Raw genomic sequence first — 15,605 nt, 5'->3', positions numbered from 1 at the left:
TAAGGCCCACGGACCGAAGCATGAACGCCGAGTACCCACGCGACGTCGACCCGTCGATTACGGGCCAGCCGCACCAGGTAACGGGCAAAGTCCCCGACCTGATGGGCAACTATCGAGGACGCTTGGTAACTCGGCGTGAATGCCAGCGGCGACACCAAAGCAGTACGGTGTCGCCGCAACCCATGTCCGGGCCCGATCCGCCCCGCGTCAGGCCGCGCCGCGCTGCAGGGCCTCGCACACCGCCGTCGACTCGCGCACCCCGAGCTCGATCGCCCGCCCGCAGTGGGCGATCCACGCGGACATCCCCTCCGCGGTGCCGGAGACGTAGCCCTCGAAAGCGGCCAGGTACGCCTCGCGCCCCTGCTCCGCGTGACCGACCTCCGCCGGACAGATCGCCTTCGGGTCCAGACCGCTGTTGATCAGGACGATCCGCTCGGCCGCCCGCGCGACCAGCCCGTTGTACGAGGCGAACGGGCGCAGGGCCAGCAGCTCGCCGTGCACCACCGCCGCCGTGACCAGGGCCGGGGCGGAGCCACCGGCGATGATCAGGCGGGACAGCCCGTCCAGCCGGCCCGCGACCTCCTCGGCGCCCGGCAGCGGGAGGTCCACCAGGGGCTCCACCACCCGTTCGCCGGCCAGACGGGGGCGGCCGACCACGTCACCCTCGGCCGTCGACCCGGAAGCCACCAGGTGCAGGCGCGCGAGGACCCGCAGCGGCGACTGGCGCCAGATGCTCAGCAGCTGCCCGGCCTCCGCGGTGAGCCGCAGGGCCGCGCCCACGGTCAGCGCCTCCGGCTCCGATCCGAAGTCGGTGCGGCGCCGCACCTCTTCCAGCGCCCAGTCCGCACCGGAGAGCGCCGCGCTCCCGCGGGCCCCGCGCAGGGCGGCTTCCGAGGTGATCTCACCACTGCGGCGACGCATCACCCGGTGCCCGTAGACCCGGTCCACGGCCTTGCGTACGGAATCCACGGACTCGGCGACACCCGGCAGCCCGGCCAGGGCGACCAACGGGTCAGAAGCGCTACTCATAAGTAGGGAGCCTACGCACTGCGCACCCATAGCACCGACCCCTCCTTGGAGTGGTCTTCTTCACTCACCTTGACAACACTGTGCTACTTACCCACTACGCTTAGTGAACATGAAGATCGCTTTCGTGGGAAAGGGCGGCAGCGGCAAGACCACGCTGTCCTCCCTCTTCATCCGCCACCTCGCCGCCAATGAGGCTCCCGTCGTCGCGGTGGACGCCGACATCAACCAGCACCTCGGTGCCGCGCTCGGCCTCGGCGAGGACGAGGCCGCCGAACTGCCCGCCCTGGGCGCGCACCTGCCCCTGATCAAGGAGTACCTGCGGGGCTCCAACCCGCGCATCGCGTCAGCCGACACGATGATCAAGACCACCCCGCCCGGCCGGGGCTCGCGCCTGCTGCGGGTCACCGAGGACAACCCGGTGTACGAGGCCTGCGCGCGCACGCTCCTGCTGGACGGGGAGCCCGTGCGGCTCATGGCCACCGGGCCGTTCACCGAGGCCGACCTCGGCGTGGCCTGCTACCACTCCAAGGTCGGGGCGGTCGAGCTGTGCCTCAACCACCTCGTCGACGGCCCGGACGAGTACGTGGTCGTCGACATGACGGCCGGGTCCGACTCCTTCGCCTCGGGCATGTTCACCCGCTTCGACATGACCTTCCTGGTGGCCGAGCCGACCCGCAAGGGCGTCTCCGTCTACCGCCAGTACAAGGAGTACGCGCGGGACTTCGGGGTCACGCTGAAGGTCATCGGCAACAAGGTGCAGGGCCCCGAGGACATCGAGTTCCTCCAGGACGAGGTGGGCGAGGACCTGCTGGTCACCGTCGGGCACTCCGACTGGGTACGGGCCATGGAGAAGGGCCGTCCGGCCGCCTTCGAGCTGCTGGAGGCGACCAACCGGTTCGCCCTCCAGGCGCTCCAGGACGCGGCCGACGACTCGTACGCCCACCGCGACTGGGACCGGTACACCGAGCAGATGGTGCGCTTCCACCTCAAGAACGCGGAGAGCTGGGGGAACGCCAAGACCGGGGTCGACCTGGCGGACCAGGTCGACCCCGGTTTCACCCTGCGCGAGGGTGTCGCGGGCAGCGCGGCGGGCGAGTCCTTCGTCAGCCCTCGTCCGCACTCTCCTCAGCCGGCTCCGCAGCCGGCTTGACGCCCGCGGGGGCTGCCGGCGGCGCCGGCGGCCCCGCGGTCAGGAACTTCGCCCAGCCCTGCTTCGGCGCCTCGCCGACGTCGAGGGTGCGCATCCACTCCAGGGCCTTCGGGTCCTGGGCGTCCAGCCAGTCCACCAGCTCGCGGAACGGCACGCAGCGGACCTCCGGCTTGGTGCACATGGTCTTGATGGACTCCTCGACGGCGCGCATGTAGGTGCCGCCGTTCCAGGACTCGAAGTGGTTGCCGATGATCAGCGGCGCGCGGTTGCCCTGGTAGACGCGGTCGAAGGCCTCCAGCAGGCCGTCACGCATCTGGTCGCCCCAGTAGGCGTGCTGCGAGGGGTCTCCCTGGGAGGTCGTCCCGGACTGGTTGACCATGTAGTTGTAGTCCATGCTCAGGGTGTCGAAGGCCCGGCCGGGCATGGGCACCAGCTGGAGCGGGACGTCCCAGAGCCCGTCCGTCTTCTTGGGCCAGATCTGCTTGCTGATGCCGCTGGAGTCGTAGCGGAAGCCCATGTCCTTCGCCGCCAGCATGAAGTTCTTCTGGCCTTCGAGGCAGGGGGTGCGGGCGCCGATGAGCTCCTTGTCGTAGTCGAAGGGGAGCGCCTCCATGGTCTTCAGGCCCGCGTTGGTCTTCCAGTTCTTGACGAAGGACTTGGCCTGGTTGATCTCGCTCTTCCACTCGTCCACGGACCAGGTGCCGACGCCGCCGTCGGGGCCGCAGAAGTGCCCGTTGAAGTGGGTGCCGATCTCGTTGCCCTCCAGCCAGGCCGCGCGGACCTGGGTGGCGGTGTCCTTGATGCCCTGGAGATCGCCGAACCCGATGTCGGAGCGGCCGGGCGAGTGCTGCGGTGCCGTGTAGAGGGAACGTTTCTCCTCCGGGAGCATGTAGACGCCGCTGAGGAAGTACGTCATGCGGGCGTTGTACTGCTTGCCGACCTCGCGGAAGTGCGAGAAGAGCTTCTGGCTGTCCTCGCCGGCCCCGTCCCAGGAGAACACCACGAACTGCGGCGGCTTTTCGCCGGGCTTCAGCTTCTGCGGCTTCTGCACGTTCGGCTGGAGGCCGGTGTACGCGGTCGAACCGTCGCCGATGGGCCGGTTGACGCTGCCGGGGGCCTCCGCCCCGGCACCCTTCCGTGCGTTCGGCGCCCCGGGAGCCGGTGACTTGGCGGGACCCGAGGCGCTGCACCCGGCGACTCCCAGGACCAGTGCCGTGGCGACGAGGCCACCGGCGATCTTCTTCGTGGCGGCGATCATCCGCCCCACCTCTCCCTCGCAGTTCCATCGCAGGACTTCCGCGCCGCAACCTCCCACGCGGTCAGCTTTGAGGAAGGTATGACAAGCCGTACAAAATGCTTAATCACTCTTGAGTGCTAATTCATAAGCCATTTGCCCGCATTATTCACCGCACACCTTTACTCTCCATTACCATCCATTTACCGAGTGTTGAGACTCCCGCCGCTTCATCCCTCCCCCGAGGAGACGGGAACCCATGACAGTCACTTCCCCCACCCGTGCGCCCCGGGAGATCCGCAAGGACCTCCCCACCGATTTCTCCGCCTCCATCGCCGTCTTCCTGATCGCCCTGCCGCTCTCGCTCGGCATCGCCCTGGCCACCGGGGCCCCGCTCCAGGCGGGGCTGGTCGCCGCGGCGGTCGGCGGGATCGTCGGCGGTTGGCTCGGTGGCGCTCCGCTCCAGGTGAGCGGGCCCGCCGCCGGACTCACCGTGGTCACCGCCGAGTTGATCCAGCACTACGGCTGGCGCACCACCTGCGCGATCACCGTGCTCGCCGGCGTGTGCCAGCTCGGCCTCGCCGCGCTGCGCACGGCCCGGTCGGCCCTGATGGTCAGCCCGGCCATCGTGCACGGCCTGCTCGCCGGGATCGGCGTGACGATCGCTCTCGCCCAGCTGCACATCGTGCTCGGCGGCAATCCCCAGAGCTCCGCCGTGGCCAATGTCCTCGGGCTGCCCGCCCAATTGGCCGATCTGCACCCTGCGGCACTCGGCGTCAGCGTCCTCACCCTCACCGTCCTGCTCGCCTGGCCATGGCTGCCCGGACGGGTCGGCCGGGTCCTGCGCAAGGCCCCCGCCGCACTGGCCGCCGTGGCCGGGGCCACCGCCGTCGCCTCACTGTCCGGGCTCTCGCTGCCCCGGGTGGACCTGCCGTCCTGGCGCAGCCACGCCCTGCCCGAGGTACCCGACGGCCCGGTCCTCGGCATCCTCGCCGCCGTCCTGACCATCGCCCTGGTCGGCAGCGTGCAATCCCTGCTCTCCGCGGTCGCGACGGACAAGCTGATCGCCTCCGAGCGGCGTACGGACAACCGCCCGCCCCGTGCCGACCTCAACCGTGAGCTGTGGGGGCAGGGTGCGGCGAACATCGTCTCCGGCGCGCTCGGGGGACTGCCCGTCTCGGGTGTGGCCGTCCGAAGTGTGGCCAACGTCAAGTCCGGTGCGGTCAGTCGCCGATCGACCATGCTGCACGGCCTCTGGGTGGTGCTGGCGGCCGGTCTGCTCGTCCCGGTCCTCGACCTGATCCCGCTGGCCGCGCTGGCCGCGCTGGTGATGGCGGTCGGCGTGCAGATGGTCAACATCACGCACCTGCGCAGTGTCACCCGGCACCGCGAGATCCTCGTCTACGGCACGACCATCGTCGCCGTGGTCCTCGGCGGGGTCCTCGAAGGCGTGGCCATCGGTATCGCGGTGGCCGTCGCGTTGGCCCTGCACCGGCTCGCCCGGACCCGGATCACCGTGGAGCGACTGGACGACGGGGTCCACCGCATGCGTGTACGCGGGCAGTTGACCTTCCTCGCGGTACCCCGGCTGAGCCGGGAGCTGAACCGGATTCCGCACGACGGGCACGTGGTGATCGAGCTGGACGGCTCTTTCATGGACCACGCGGCCTACGAGACGCTGCACGACTGGCAGGATTCCCACCTGGCGCACGGGGGCTCGCTGGAGGTCACCGGCCGCGGCGGATCGTCGGCGCGACTGCCGGAGGCCGTGCCCGTGGCCGCGCCCGCCGACGGGCCCGACGGTCGGCCCGCCGACGCGAGCCACCACGGGGACCGGTCCCGCCGCGCGCCGCAGCGCGGGGTGCACCAGTGCTGCCGGCCCTGGACACCCTGGCAGAACCACTGCGACCACCGCCCCGCGGGCACCCGTACGGTCACTGCCACCGCCGCGGCCAAGGCAGCCGCGGCGACCACCGAGGCGCAGGCGGAGGCCGCCGGCGGGCAGGCCGGCCCGACCGCGTCCCGGCGGCGCGGCGCCGGACAGCTGGCGAGCGGGATCACCGCCTTCCAGCGGGACACCGCCCCCCACGTGCGGGACGAGCTGGCCCGGCTGGCCCGCGAGGGGCAGCGGCCTTCGCAGCTCTTCCTCACCTGCGCGGACTCCCGCCTGGTGACCAGCATGATCACGGCCAGCGGGCCGGGCGACCTGTTCACGGTCCGCAATGTCGGCAACCTGGTCCCGCTGCCCGGCGCGGAGTCCACGGACGACTCCGTCGCCGCGGCCATCGAGTACGCCGTGGACGTGCTGAAGGTCGACAGCATCACGGTGTGCGGGCACTCGGGCTGCGGGGCCATGCAGGCCCTGCTCAGCTCCGCGCCCGGGCTGCCGATGACCCCGCTGCGCCGCTGGCTGCGGCACGGGCTGCCCAGCCTGGAGCGGATGGCCAGTCGCGACCACGCCTGGGCCCGGATCTCCGGCCGGCTCCCGGCGGACGCGGTGGAGCAGTTGTGCCTGACCAATGTGGTCCAGCAGCTGGAGCACCTGCGGGCACACGAATCGGTGGCCAGGCGGCTCGCCGAGGGCACGCTGGAACTGCACGGCATGTACTTCCACGTGGGTGAGGCGCAGGCCTACCTGCTCTCCGAGGGCGAGGACTTCTTCGACTGCCGGGTCTTCGACACCGTGGGCCAGCACGCCTGAACCGATACTCTCCGCTATCCGTGCAATCGTTTGGCCCCTTCCCGCACCCTGCAGCGGGAAGGGGCCATTCGCACGCCGTTCTCGTGCGGGCCGATCGTGATATAGGTCTAAACCAATTCTCGGCTACCCCTTGTCACCTGGGCCGCTGACTGATGAGCTATGCCCGGGGACACAACGGACACCCTGGGAAAGGGAGATGTCGTGAGCAATGAGAGCCTGGCCAATCTGCTCAAGGAGGAGCGGCGGTTCGCACCGCCCGCCGATCTGGCCGCCGCCGCCAATGTGAAAGAGGCTGCGTACGCACAGGCCGACGCGGACCGGCTGGGCTTCTGGGCCGAGCAGGCCCGGCGGCTGACCTGGGCCACCGAGCCGACCGAGACGCTCGACTGGACGAACCCGCCCTTCGCGAAGTGGTTCGCGGACGGCAAGCTGAACGTCGCGTACAACTGCGTGGACCGCCACGTCGAGGCCGGCAACGGCGACCGCGTCGCCATCCACTTCGAGGGCGAGCCCGGGGACAGCCGGGCGATCACCTACGCCGAGCTCAAGGACGAGGTCTCCAAGGCCGCGAACGCCCTGATCGAGCTGGGTGTCGAGGCGGGCGACCGCGTCGCCGTCTACCTGCCGATGATCCCCGAGGCGGTCGTCGCGATGCTCGCGTGCGCCCGCGTCGGCGCCGCGCACTCCGTGGTCTTCGGCGGCTTCTCCGCCGACGCCGTCGCCTCCCGCATCCAGGACGCCGACGCCAAGCTGGTCATCACCGCCGACGGCGGCTACCGCCGCGGCAAGCCCAGCGCCCTGAAGCCCGCCATCGACGAGGCCGTCGCCAAGTGTCCGCAGGTCGAGCACGTGCTCGTCGTGCGCCGCACCGGGCAGGACACCGCCTTCACCGAGGGCCGCGACGTCTGGTGGCACGAGGTGGTCGGCCGGCAGTCCGCCGAGCACACTCCGCAGCCCTTCGACGCCGAGCACCCGCTCTTCATCCTCTACACCTCGGGCACCACGGGTAAGCCGAAGGGCATCCTGCACACCTCCGGCGGCTACCTCACCCAGGTCGCGTACACCCACCAGGCCGTCTTCGACCTGAAGCCCGAGACCGACGTCTACTGGTGCACCGCCGACATCGGCTGGGTGACCGGGCACTCCTACATCGTCTACGGGCCGCTCGCGAACGGCGCCACCCAGGTGATGTACGAGGGCACGCCGGACACCCCGCACCAGGGCCGGTTCTGGGAGGTCGTGCAGAAGTACGGCGTCACCGTCCTCTACACGGCGCCGACGGCCATCCGTACGTTCATGAAGTGGGGCGACGACATCCCCGCGAAGTTCGACCTGTCGAGCCTGCGCGTGCTGGGCTCGGTCGGCGAGCCGATCAACCCCGAGGCCTGGATCTGGTACCGCAAGCACATCGGCGGCGACCGCTGCCCGATCGTGGACACCTGGTGGCAGACCGAGACCGGCGCGATGATGATCTCCCCGCTGCCGGGCGTCACGCACACCAAGCCGGGCTCCGCGCAGCGCGCCCTGCCCGGCATCTCCGCCACCGTCGTGGACGACGAGGCGCACGAGGTCCCGAACGGCGGAGGCGGCTACCTGGTCCTCACCGAGCCGTGGCCCTCGATGCTGCGCACCATCTGGGGTGACGACCAGCGGTTCATCGACACCTACTGGTCCCGCTTCGAGGGCAAGTACTTCGCGGGCGACGGCGCCAAGAAGGACGACGACGGCGACATCTGGCTGCTCGGCCGGGTGGACGACGTGATGCTGGTGTCCGGCCACAACATCTCGACCACCGAGGTGGAGTCGGCGCTCGTCTCGCACCCCTCGGTCGCCGAGGCGGCCGTGGTCGGCGCAAACGACGAGACCACCGGTCAGGCCATCGTGGCCTTCGTCATCCTGCGGGGCAGCGCCTCCGAGACCGAGGGCCTGGTCGCCGACCTGCGCGATCACGTGGGCGCCACGCTCGGCCCGATCGCCAAGCCGAAGCGGATCCTGCCGGTCCAGGAGCTGCCCAAGACCCGCTCGGGCAAGATCATGCGCCGTCTGCTGCGCGACGTGGCGGAGAACCGCGCGGTCGGTGACGTCACCACGCTCGCCGACTCCTCGGTCATGGACCTGATCCAGAGCAAGCTCCCGGCCGCGGCCGGCAGCGAGGACTGACCCCGGGGCTCACTCACCGGAGCGGGCACTCGGCGCGACGCGCCGGGTGCCCGTTTCGCACATAAAGTGACGATCACCGGATTCGCCCTCGCGTGTGCCCTGTAAAATATTGAAAGCGTAAAGAAACATCAGGGTGCGCCGGGAAGTCTGGTCGGCAATGAGCTTCGCCATGCCGTCCAACCGACCCCGGAGGTGTCACCTCGTGGCCGCGCCCAGCCCCACCGACCACCAGAACCGCAAGCTCCTCGGCCGGCTCTCGCTACCCGAGCGCCGCTTCGTCACCGACGCCCTGCGCACCGAGACCGTCGGCGGCGTGCTCCTGCTCGCGGCCGCCGTCGCCGCACTGGTCTGGGCGAACACCCCGCCGCTGGCGGACAGCTACCAGGCGGTCCGGGACTTCCACATCGGCCCCAGCGCCCTCGGCCTGGACCTGTCGATCCAGCACTGGGCGGCCGACGGGCTCCTCGCGATCTTCTTCTTCGTCGCCGGCATCGAGCTCAAGCGCGAGCTCGTCGCGGGTGACCTGCGCGACGCCAAGGCCGCCGCCCTCCCGGTGATCGCGGCCGTCTGCGGCATGGCCGTGCCCGCGCTGGTCTACGTACTGGTCAACTCCCTCGGCGGCGGCTCGATGAACGGCTGGGCGGTCCCGACCGCCACCGACATCGCCTTCGCGCTCGCCGTCCTCGCCGTCCTGGGCACCTCGCTGCCCTCGGCCCTGCGCGCCTTCCTCCTGACGCTCGCGGTCGTCGACGACCTCCTGGCCATCATGATCATCGCGGTGTTCTTCACCAGCGAGATCGACTTCCTGGCGCTCGGCGGCGCGCTCGTGGGCCTGGCCCTCTTCTGGTTCCTGCTCCGCCGGGAAGTCCGCGGCTGGTACGTGTACGTCCCGCTCGCGCTGGTCATCTGGGGCCTGATGTACAACAGCGGCGTCCACTCCACCATCGCCGGCGTCGCCATGGGCCTGATGCTCCGCTGCACCCGCAGGGAAGGCGAGGAGCGGTCGCCCGGTGAGCGCATCGAGCACCTGGTCCGGCCCCTCTCGGCCGGTCTCGCCGTGCCCCTCTTCGCGCTGTTCTCCGCCGGGGTCTCGCTCTCCGACGAGGCCATCGCGCAGGTGTTCACCCGGCCCGAGCCCCTCGGCGTCGTCCTCGGCCTCGTCGTCGGCAAGGCCCTGGGCATCTTCGGCGGCACCTGGCTCGCCGCCCGGTTCACCAAGGCCGAACTGAACGAGGACCTCGCCTGGCCCGACGTACTCGCCGTGGCCGCGCTCGCCGGCATCGGCTTCACCGTCTCCCTCCTGATCGGTGAGCTCGCGTTCGCCGGCGACCCGGTGCTCACCGACGAGATCAAGGCGGCCGTACTGATCGGCTCGTTCATCGCCGCCGTGATCGCGGGCGTCATGCTCAAGCTCCGCAACCGCAAGTACCGGACACTGACCGAGGCCGAGGAGCGGGACGAGGACCTCGACGGCATCCCGGACATCTACGAGGAGCACAACCCCGAGTACCACCTGCGGATGGCGAGGATCTACGAGGAGCGCGCCGCGGAACACCGCCGCAAGGCCGAGACCGCGGCTGCCGCGGCGCTCCAAAGCGCGGCCGGGTCCACCACCGAGGGCGACCGTCCGGCATGATCTGACTGACGACGCAGGACAGCCGCACGGCAGCAGACGACAGAGGGAGAGAGCGATGAGCGCAGTGGACCAAGAGGCGCAGGGAGCCGAGCGCACACTCGGCCAGCTGGTCGCCTCGGCCACCGCCGAGATGTCCGCCCTGGTTCACGACGAGATCGCCCTCGCGAAGGCGGAGATCCGCGAGGACGTCAAGCGCGTGGGCAGCGGCTCCGCCTCCCTCACCGTCGCCGGTGTGTTCGCGGTCTTCTCGCTTCCGGTGCTGACCTTCGCCGCGGCGTACGGGATCCACAACCTCGGGCTCGGGCTCGCGTGGTCCTTCCTCATCGTGGGCGGTGCGTTCCTGCTCATCGCGGGTGTGCTCACGCTGATCGCGGTGCGGAAGTTCAAGAAGGTCAAGCCGCCGGAGAGGTCCATCGCCTCCGTCAAGCAGACCGCCGCGCTGGTCGGGACCGTCAAGCCGCACCCGCGGCCGGTGAGTGACCAGGCTGTGGGTGTGGCACGCTCGTCCTCATGACAGCGCCCACGCCGGACCCCAGCGTTCCCCCCACGGCTGCCACGGCGGTACGGCTCGACCTGCCCGGCGGGCAGACGGTGACGCACCGGGACGTCGCCGCCAACGGCGCCCGCTTCCACGTCGCCGAACTCGGTGACGGGCCACTCGTGCTGCTGCTCCACGGCTTCCCGCAGTTCTGGTGGACCTGGCGGCACCAGCTGACCGCGCTCGCCGACGCCGGCTACCGGGCGGTGGCGATGGACCTGCGCGGGGTGGGCGGCAGCGACCGCACCCCGCGGGGCTACGACCCGGCCAATCTGGCCCTCGACATCACCGGGGTCGTACGGTCCCTCGGCGAGCCGGACGCCGCCCTCGTCGGGCACGACCTGGGCGGATACCTCGCCTGGACCGCGGCGGTGATGCGGCCCAAGCTGGTGCGCCGGCTCGTCGTCTCGTCCATGCCGCACCCGCGTCGCTGGCGCTCGGCGATGCTGTCGGACTTCGGGCAGACGCGCGCCAGTTCGCACATCTGGGGCTTCCAGCGGCCGTTCGTGCCGGAGCGTCAGCTCGTCGCCGACGGCGGGGCCCTCGTGGGGGACCTGATCCGGGACTGGTCGGGGCCGCGGCCGCCCGAGGAGGAGGACCTCGCCGTGTACCGGCGGGCCATGTGCATCCCGTCCACCGCGCACTGCTCGATCGAGCCGTACCGCTGGATGATGCGGTCCATGGCGCGACCCGACGGGCTCCAGTTCAACCGGCGGATGAAGCGCCCGGTGCGCGTCCCGACGCTGCACCTGCACGGCTCGCTCGACCCGGTGATGCGGACGCGGAGCGCGGCCGGGTCCGGGGAGTACGTCGAAGCCCCGTACCGGTGGCGGCTGTTCGACGGACTGGGGCACTTCCCGCACGAGGAGGACCCCGTGGCCTTCTCCACGGAGCTGGTGAACTGGCTCAAGGACCCCGAGCCCGACCGCTGAGCCGGACGGCCCCGACCGCCCTGTGAAAATCGGGCAGTTCGCTCATACGCTCGTCTTACGAGCATTCAATTGCCCGACGCATAGGCCAATTGGCCGCCCCTGACGGGATTACCGACCTTGGGGCACGGGCACAGCTCGGAGTATGAGCTGGACGCACGACCACGGTGACACCGCGCACGAACGCCGCTCGGCAGCTACGCCGGGCACCCACGAGAGGGCCGGCACGCACGGCCACGACCTGCACCTCGGGATTCCGCGCATCCTGCGCCGCCGGGCCCGCTGGGTCTCGGCGCGCCTGCGCCATCCGCGGACGTAGGGCCCCGGCGGGCGCGCTCGCTCAGAGGGCGCAGCCCTGGCTGGGGACCCGCTGCTCGGCGACCTTGCCGGTCTGGATGTCGTCGCGGATCTCGTCCACGGTCAGCGCGTAGCCGGTGTTCGGGTCGTCAAGGGACTTCGCGAAGACGACCCCGTACACCTTGCCCTCGGGCGTCAGCAGCGGGCCGCCGGAGTTGCCCTGACGGACCGTCGCGAACAGCGAGTAGACGTCCCGTCGGACAGTACCGCGGTGGTAGATGTCCGGTCCGGTGGCGTTGATCCGGCCCCGGACGCGCGCCGCGCGGACGTCGTACGCGCCGTTCTCCGGGAAGCCGGCGACGATCGCGTCGACGCCGCTCGTCGCGTCCTTGTCGGTGAACTCCAGCGCCGGCGCCTTCAGCTTGGGCACGTCCAGTACGGCGATGTCGCGCTCCCAGTCGTAGAGCACGACCTTGCCGTCATACAGCCTGCCCTCGCCGCCGACCTGCACGGTCGGCTCGCCGACCCCGCCGACGACGTGCGCGTTGGTCATCACCTTGCCGGGCGCGAAGACGAAGCCCGTGCCCTCCAGCACCTTGCTGCAACCGGGCGCGGTGCCGACGACCTTCACGATCGACCGCTTGGCCTGTTCGGCGACGGGGCTGATCGCGAGCGCCGGGTCGGGCGCCTTGACCTCGGTGATCGGCTCGTTGGAGAACGGGGTGAAGACCTGCGGGAAACCGTTGCGCGCGAGGGTGGAGCTGAAGTCCATGAACCAGGTGTTCGCCTGGTCGGGCAGCACCCGCGTCACGCCGAGGAGCACCTTGGAGTTGCGGACCTCCTTGCCCAGCGTGGGCAGCGAGGTGCCGGCGAGCAGCAGGCCGATCAGCCATGCCACCAGCAGCATCGCTGCCACGTTGACCAGGGCGCCGCCGGTGGCGTCGAGGGCGCGCGCCGGTGACCAGGTGATCTGGCGGCGGACCCGGTTGCCCAGGTGGGTGGTCAGGGCCTGGCCGATCGAGGCGCAGACGATGATCACGACGACGGCGATGACGACGACGGTGGTGGACACCTGGGTGCCGTTGTCCGTCACCCGGTCCCAGATCAGCGGGATCAGGGACACGGCGATGAGGCCGCCGCCGAGGAATCCGATCACCGACAGGATGCCGACGACGAACCCCTGGCGGTAGCCGACGATCGCGAACCACACCGCGGCGAGCAACAACAGGATGTCCAGCACGTTCACGTGGGCCACCGTCTCATGCGCGCCAGTCGAGCGGGACCTGGCGCGTGCGGTCCCAGGGGCGCTCCCAGCCCGCGAAGTGCAGGATCCTGTCGATCACCCCGGCGGTGAAACCCCAGACCAGAGCGGATTCGACGGTGAATCCCGGCCCCTGGTGACCGGCCGGGTGGACGGCCATGACCCGGTGCTCGGGATCCGTGAGATCGGCCACCGGAACCGTGAAGACGCGGGCCGTCTCGGCCGGGTCCACGGCGCCGAACGGGCTGGGGGTGCGCCACCAGCCGAGGACCGGGGTCACCACGAACTCGCTGACCGGGATGTAGAGACGGGGCAGCACACCGAAGAGCTGAACACCGGAAGGATCCAGTCCGGTCTCCTCCTCGGCCTCGCGCAGCGCCGCGCGCAGCGGGCCGATGGTCTGCGGATCGCCGTCTTCCGGATCCAGCGCGCCACCGGGGAAGGACGGCTGCCCCGCGTGCGAGCGCAGGGTGCCGGCGCGCTCCATGAGGAGCAGCTCGGGGCCGCGGGGGCCCTCTCCGAAGAGGACGAGCACGGCGGACTGCCGCCCGCGGCCGTCCTCGGGCGGCAGGAACCGGCTCAGCTGCCGCGGCTGCACGGTCCGGGCGGCCTCGACGACGGGGTCGAGCCAGGCGGGCAGGCCCTGCGTGCTGAGCGCGACGGCGTCGCCCTCGCGGGCTCCCGCCGCCGTCTCGTCCCGTGTACCGCTACCGCGCGTCATAGGCATCCCCGTCCGTGATCTCCCACACCGCCAAACGCCGTGCGGGTACTGATTGGTTCCTCAGGTGCGGCGCCGCCGCGGGTCCGCCCGGACCGCTCAGGAAGGCGCCGGAGCACCCCCCAGCGGCGGCGCGGGGAGGCCCGGGTAGTCCGGGGGCGGGCTCAGCCGCTGGCCCGGCTGACCGCCCTTCTCGTACTTGAGCAGCTTCCGCGCCTTCTCCGGGTCCGTCTCGCCCTCCCCGTACGCCGGGCAGAGCGGGGCGATCGGGCAGGCCCCGCAGGCCGGCCGCTGCGAATGGCAGATCCGTCGGCCGTGGAAGACGACGCGGTGCGAGAGCATCGTCCACTCGCTCTTCGGGAAGATCGCGCAGATCTCCGCCTCGACCTTCTCCGGGTCCTGCTGCTCGGTCCACTTCCACCGGCGCACCAGGCGGCCGAAGTGGGTGTCGACGGTGATCCCGGGGACACCGAAGGCGTTGCCGAGGACCACGTTCGCCGTCTTGCGGCCCACTCCGGGCAGGGTGACCAGGTCCTCGAGCCGGCCCGGCACCTCCCCGCCGAAGCGGTCCCGCAGGGCCTGCGAGAGGCCGAGCAGGGACTTGGCCTTCATCCGGAAGAACCCGGTCGGCCGGATCAGCTCCTCCAGGTGCTCGGGAGCGGCCGCCGCCATGTCCTCGGGGGTCGGGTAGGCGGCGAAGAGGGCCGGGGTCGTCTGGTTCACCCGCAGGTCGGTCGTCTGCGCGGAGAGCACCGTCGCGACGAGCAGCTCGAACGGATTGCGGAAGTCGAGTTCCGGATGGGCGTACGGATAGATCTCGGCCAGCTCACGATTGATGCGCCGCGCCCTGCGCACCATGGCCAGGCGCGATTCCGGCTTTGCCGCCTTCGGTTTCTTGGCCGAAACTTTGCCCTGAGGGGCTGCTGTCCCCTTCGGGGGCGCCCCCGCGGAGGCTTGTTCGCCCACGGCTGAATTTTGGGGCTCCGTCACTCCTGCGGACCCCTTGGCCTGTGCTCTCACCGGCTTATTGGACACCCGACCAGCCTAAGGCCGGCCGCTGACACCCGCCCGGACCTCAGGTAACACCACTCCGATTGGCCTCCCGCCGCACAGCACGCCCGTCCGTCCGGCATCCTTGTGATTGATCGCACTGTTTCAGCCGTCCGGCAAAATGGGGAGCGGTCCCCTTGAGCTGGTCGACATAGGAGAGAGACTCGTGGACGACGTTCTGCGGCGCGCCCCGCTCTTCGCGGCGCTCGATGACGAGCAGGCCGCGGAGCTCCGCGCCTCCATGGGCGAGGTGACCCTCGCACGCGGTGACGCCCTGTTCCACGAGGGCGACCCCGGCGACCGGCTGTACGTGGTGACCGAGGGCAAGGTGAAGCTGCACCGCACCTCCCCCGACGGCCGCGAGAACATGCTGGCCGTCCTCGGCCCCGGCGAGCTGATCGGTGAGCTGTCGCTCTTCGACCCCGGCCCGCGCACCGCCACCGCCACCGCCCTGACCGAGGTCAAGCTGCTCGGCCTCGGCCACGGCGACCTCCAGCCCTGGCTCAACGCCCGGCCCGAGGTGGCGACCGCCCTGCTGCGCGCCGTCGCCCGGCGCCTGCGCAAGACCAACGACCAGATGTCCGACCTGGTCTTCTCCGACGTTCCCGGCCGGGTGGCGCGGGCGCTCCTCGACCTGTCGCGCCGCTTCGGCGTGCAGTCGGAGGAGGGCATCCACGTGGTGCACGACCTCACGCAGGAGGAGCTCGCGCAGCTCGTCGGCGCCTCCCGCGAGACCGTGAACAAGGCCCTGGCCGACTTCGCGGGCCGCGGCTGGCTCCGCCTGGAGGCGCGCGCGGTGATCCTGCTCGACGTGGAGCGCCTCGCGAAGCGCTCGCGCTGACGCCGGTCCCGGCTGTTCGTCAGGGGTCCTGCCCGAGGGGGCGGGGCCCCTTTCGCACGTC

General features: G+C 70.8%; 14 protein-coding genes. 8 read left to right on the top strand and 6 right to left on the bottom strand.

Features of this window, described 5'->3' with window-relative positions; genetic code table 11:
- Positions 1–207: 207 nt before the first annotated feature.
- Positions 208–1,029 (bottom strand): oxidoreductase, encoded by an 822-nt coding sequence (locus tag ACFYP3_RS04525; RefSeq protein ID WP_388826602.1) that lies wholly within the window; start codon positions 1,027–1,029, stop codon positions 208–210.
- Between the two features lie 109 nt (positions 1,030–1,138).
- On the opposite strand from ACFYP3_RS04525, the gene ACFYP3_RS04520 reads away from it, so the two are divergent.
- Positions 1,139–2,179 carry an ATP-binding protein gene (locus ACFYP3_RS04520; protein WP_388826599.1) on the top strand — a complete coding sequence of 347 codons (1,041 nt, stop codon included), beginning with the start codon at positions 1,139–1,141 and terminating at the stop codon, positions 2,177–2,179.
- Here the strand turns inward: ACFYP3_RS04520 and ACFYP3_RS04515 are convergent.
- The gene (locus ACFYP3_RS04515) at positions 2,133–3,437 is read right to left on the bottom strand and encodes a hypothetical protein (protein WP_388826596.1); all 1,305 of its coding nucleotides are present in this window, start codon (positions 3,435–3,437) and stop codon (positions 2,133–2,135) included. The two genes, ACFYP3_RS04520 and ACFYP3_RS04515, sit on opposite strands and share 47 nt — an antisense overlap.
- A 235-nt stretch (positions 3,438–3,672) precedes the next feature.
- Between ACFYP3_RS04515 and ACFYP3_RS04510 the strand changes: the two genes are divergently transcribed.
- The gene (locus ACFYP3_RS04510; protein ID WP_388826594.1) at positions 3,673–6,114 is read left to right on the top strand and encodes a bifunctional SulP family inorganic anion transporter/carbonic anhydrase; all 2,442 of its coding nucleotides are present in this window, start codon (positions 3,673–3,675) and stop codon (positions 6,112–6,114) included.
- 159 nt (positions 6,115–6,273) lie between these two features.
- The gene (gene acs / locus ACFYP3_RS04505) at positions 6,274–8,274 is read left to right on the top strand and encodes an acetate--CoA ligase (protein ID WP_388826592.1); all 2,001 of its coding nucleotides are present in this window, start codon (positions 6,274–6,276) and stop codon (positions 8,272–8,274) included.
- 9 nt (positions 8,275–8,283) lie between these two features.
- Here acs and ACFYP3_RS04500 read toward each other — a convergent pair whose 3' ends face one another.
- A complete protein-coding gene (locus tag ACFYP3_RS04500; RefSeq protein ID WP_388826589.1) occupies positions 8,284–8,445 on the bottom strand; it encodes a hypothetical protein in 162 nt (53 codons plus the stop codon).
- A 31-nt stretch (positions 8,446–8,476) separates the two neighbouring features.
- On the opposite strand from ACFYP3_RS04500, the gene nhaA reads away from it, so the two are divergent.
- From nhaA to ACFYP3_RS04480, 4 genes are all read left to right on the top strand, one after another.
- Positions 8,477–9,910 (top strand): Na+/H+ antiporter NhaA, encoded by a 1,434-nt coding sequence (gene nhaA / locus ACFYP3_RS04495; protein WP_388826586.1) that lies wholly within the window; start codon positions 8,477–8,479, stop codon positions 9,908–9,910.
- Positions 9,911–9,965: 55 nt separating this feature from the next.
- Positions 9,966–10,424: a phage holin family protein gene (locus tag ACFYP3_RS04490; protein ID WP_388826583.1), complete on the top strand. Its 459-nt coding sequence runs from the start codon at positions 9,966–9,968 to the stop codon at positions 10,422–10,424.
- On the top strand, positions 10,421–11,380 hold the full coding sequence (locus ACFYP3_RS04485; RefSeq protein ID WP_365471462.1) for an alpha/beta hydrolase: 960 nt from the start codon (positions 10,421–10,423) through the stop codon (positions 11,378–11,380). The genes ACFYP3_RS04490 and ACFYP3_RS04485 overlap by 4 nt, the downstream gene beginning before the upstream one ends.
- Before the next feature lie 142 nt (positions 11,381–11,522).
- Positions 11,523–11,696, top strand: a complete 174-nt coding sequence (locus ACFYP3_RS04480) for a hypothetical protein (RefSeq protein WP_388826580.1) — start codon at positions 11,523–11,525, stop codon at positions 11,694–11,696.
- 21 nt (positions 11,697–11,717) lie between these two features.
- Here the strand turns inward: ACFYP3_RS04480 and ACFYP3_RS04475 are convergent, their stop codons facing one another.
- The 3 genes from ACFYP3_RS04475 to nth all read right to left on the bottom strand — a co-directional run bounded on the left by ACFYP3_RS04475 (position 11,718) and on the right by nth (position 14,643).
- Positions 11,718–12,920 carry a MarP family serine protease gene (locus tag ACFYP3_RS04475; RefSeq protein ID WP_388826577.1) on the bottom strand — a complete coding sequence of 401 codons (1,203 nt, stop codon included), beginning with the start codon at positions 12,918–12,920 and terminating at the stop codon, positions 11,718–11,720.
- Between the two features lie 13 nt (positions 12,921–12,933).
- A complete protein-coding gene (locus tag ACFYP3_RS04470) occupies positions 12,934–13,662 on the bottom strand; it encodes an NUDIX hydrolase (RefSeq protein ID WP_388826574.1) in 729 nt (242 codons plus the stop codon).
- Between the two features lie 90 nt (positions 13,663–13,752).
- Positions 13,753–14,643 (bottom strand): endonuclease III, encoded by an 891-nt coding sequence (gene nth, locus ACFYP3_RS04465; RefSeq protein ID WP_388826571.1) that lies wholly within the window; start codon positions 14,641–14,643, stop codon positions 13,753–13,755.
- 226 nt (positions 14,644–14,869) lie between these two features.
- Here nth and ACFYP3_RS04460 point away from each other — a divergent pair, with 226 nt between their 5' ends.
- Positions 14,870–15,544, top strand: coding sequence for a Crp/Fnr family transcriptional regulator (locus ACFYP3_RS04460; RefSeq protein WP_003981529.1), 675 nt, complete (start codon positions 14,870–14,872; stop codon positions 15,542–15,544).
- The last annotated feature ends 61 nt before the right edge of the window (positions 15,545–15,605 follow it).

The organism is Streptomyces sp. NPDC005533, assembly GCF_042871845.1.
Lineage (GTDB): Bacteria > Actinomycetota > Actinomycetes > Streptomycetales > Streptomycetaceae > Streptomyces.
The sequence above is the reverse complement of the archived record's forward strand: the minus strand, read 5'-3'. Positions and strand labels throughout refer to the sequence as shown.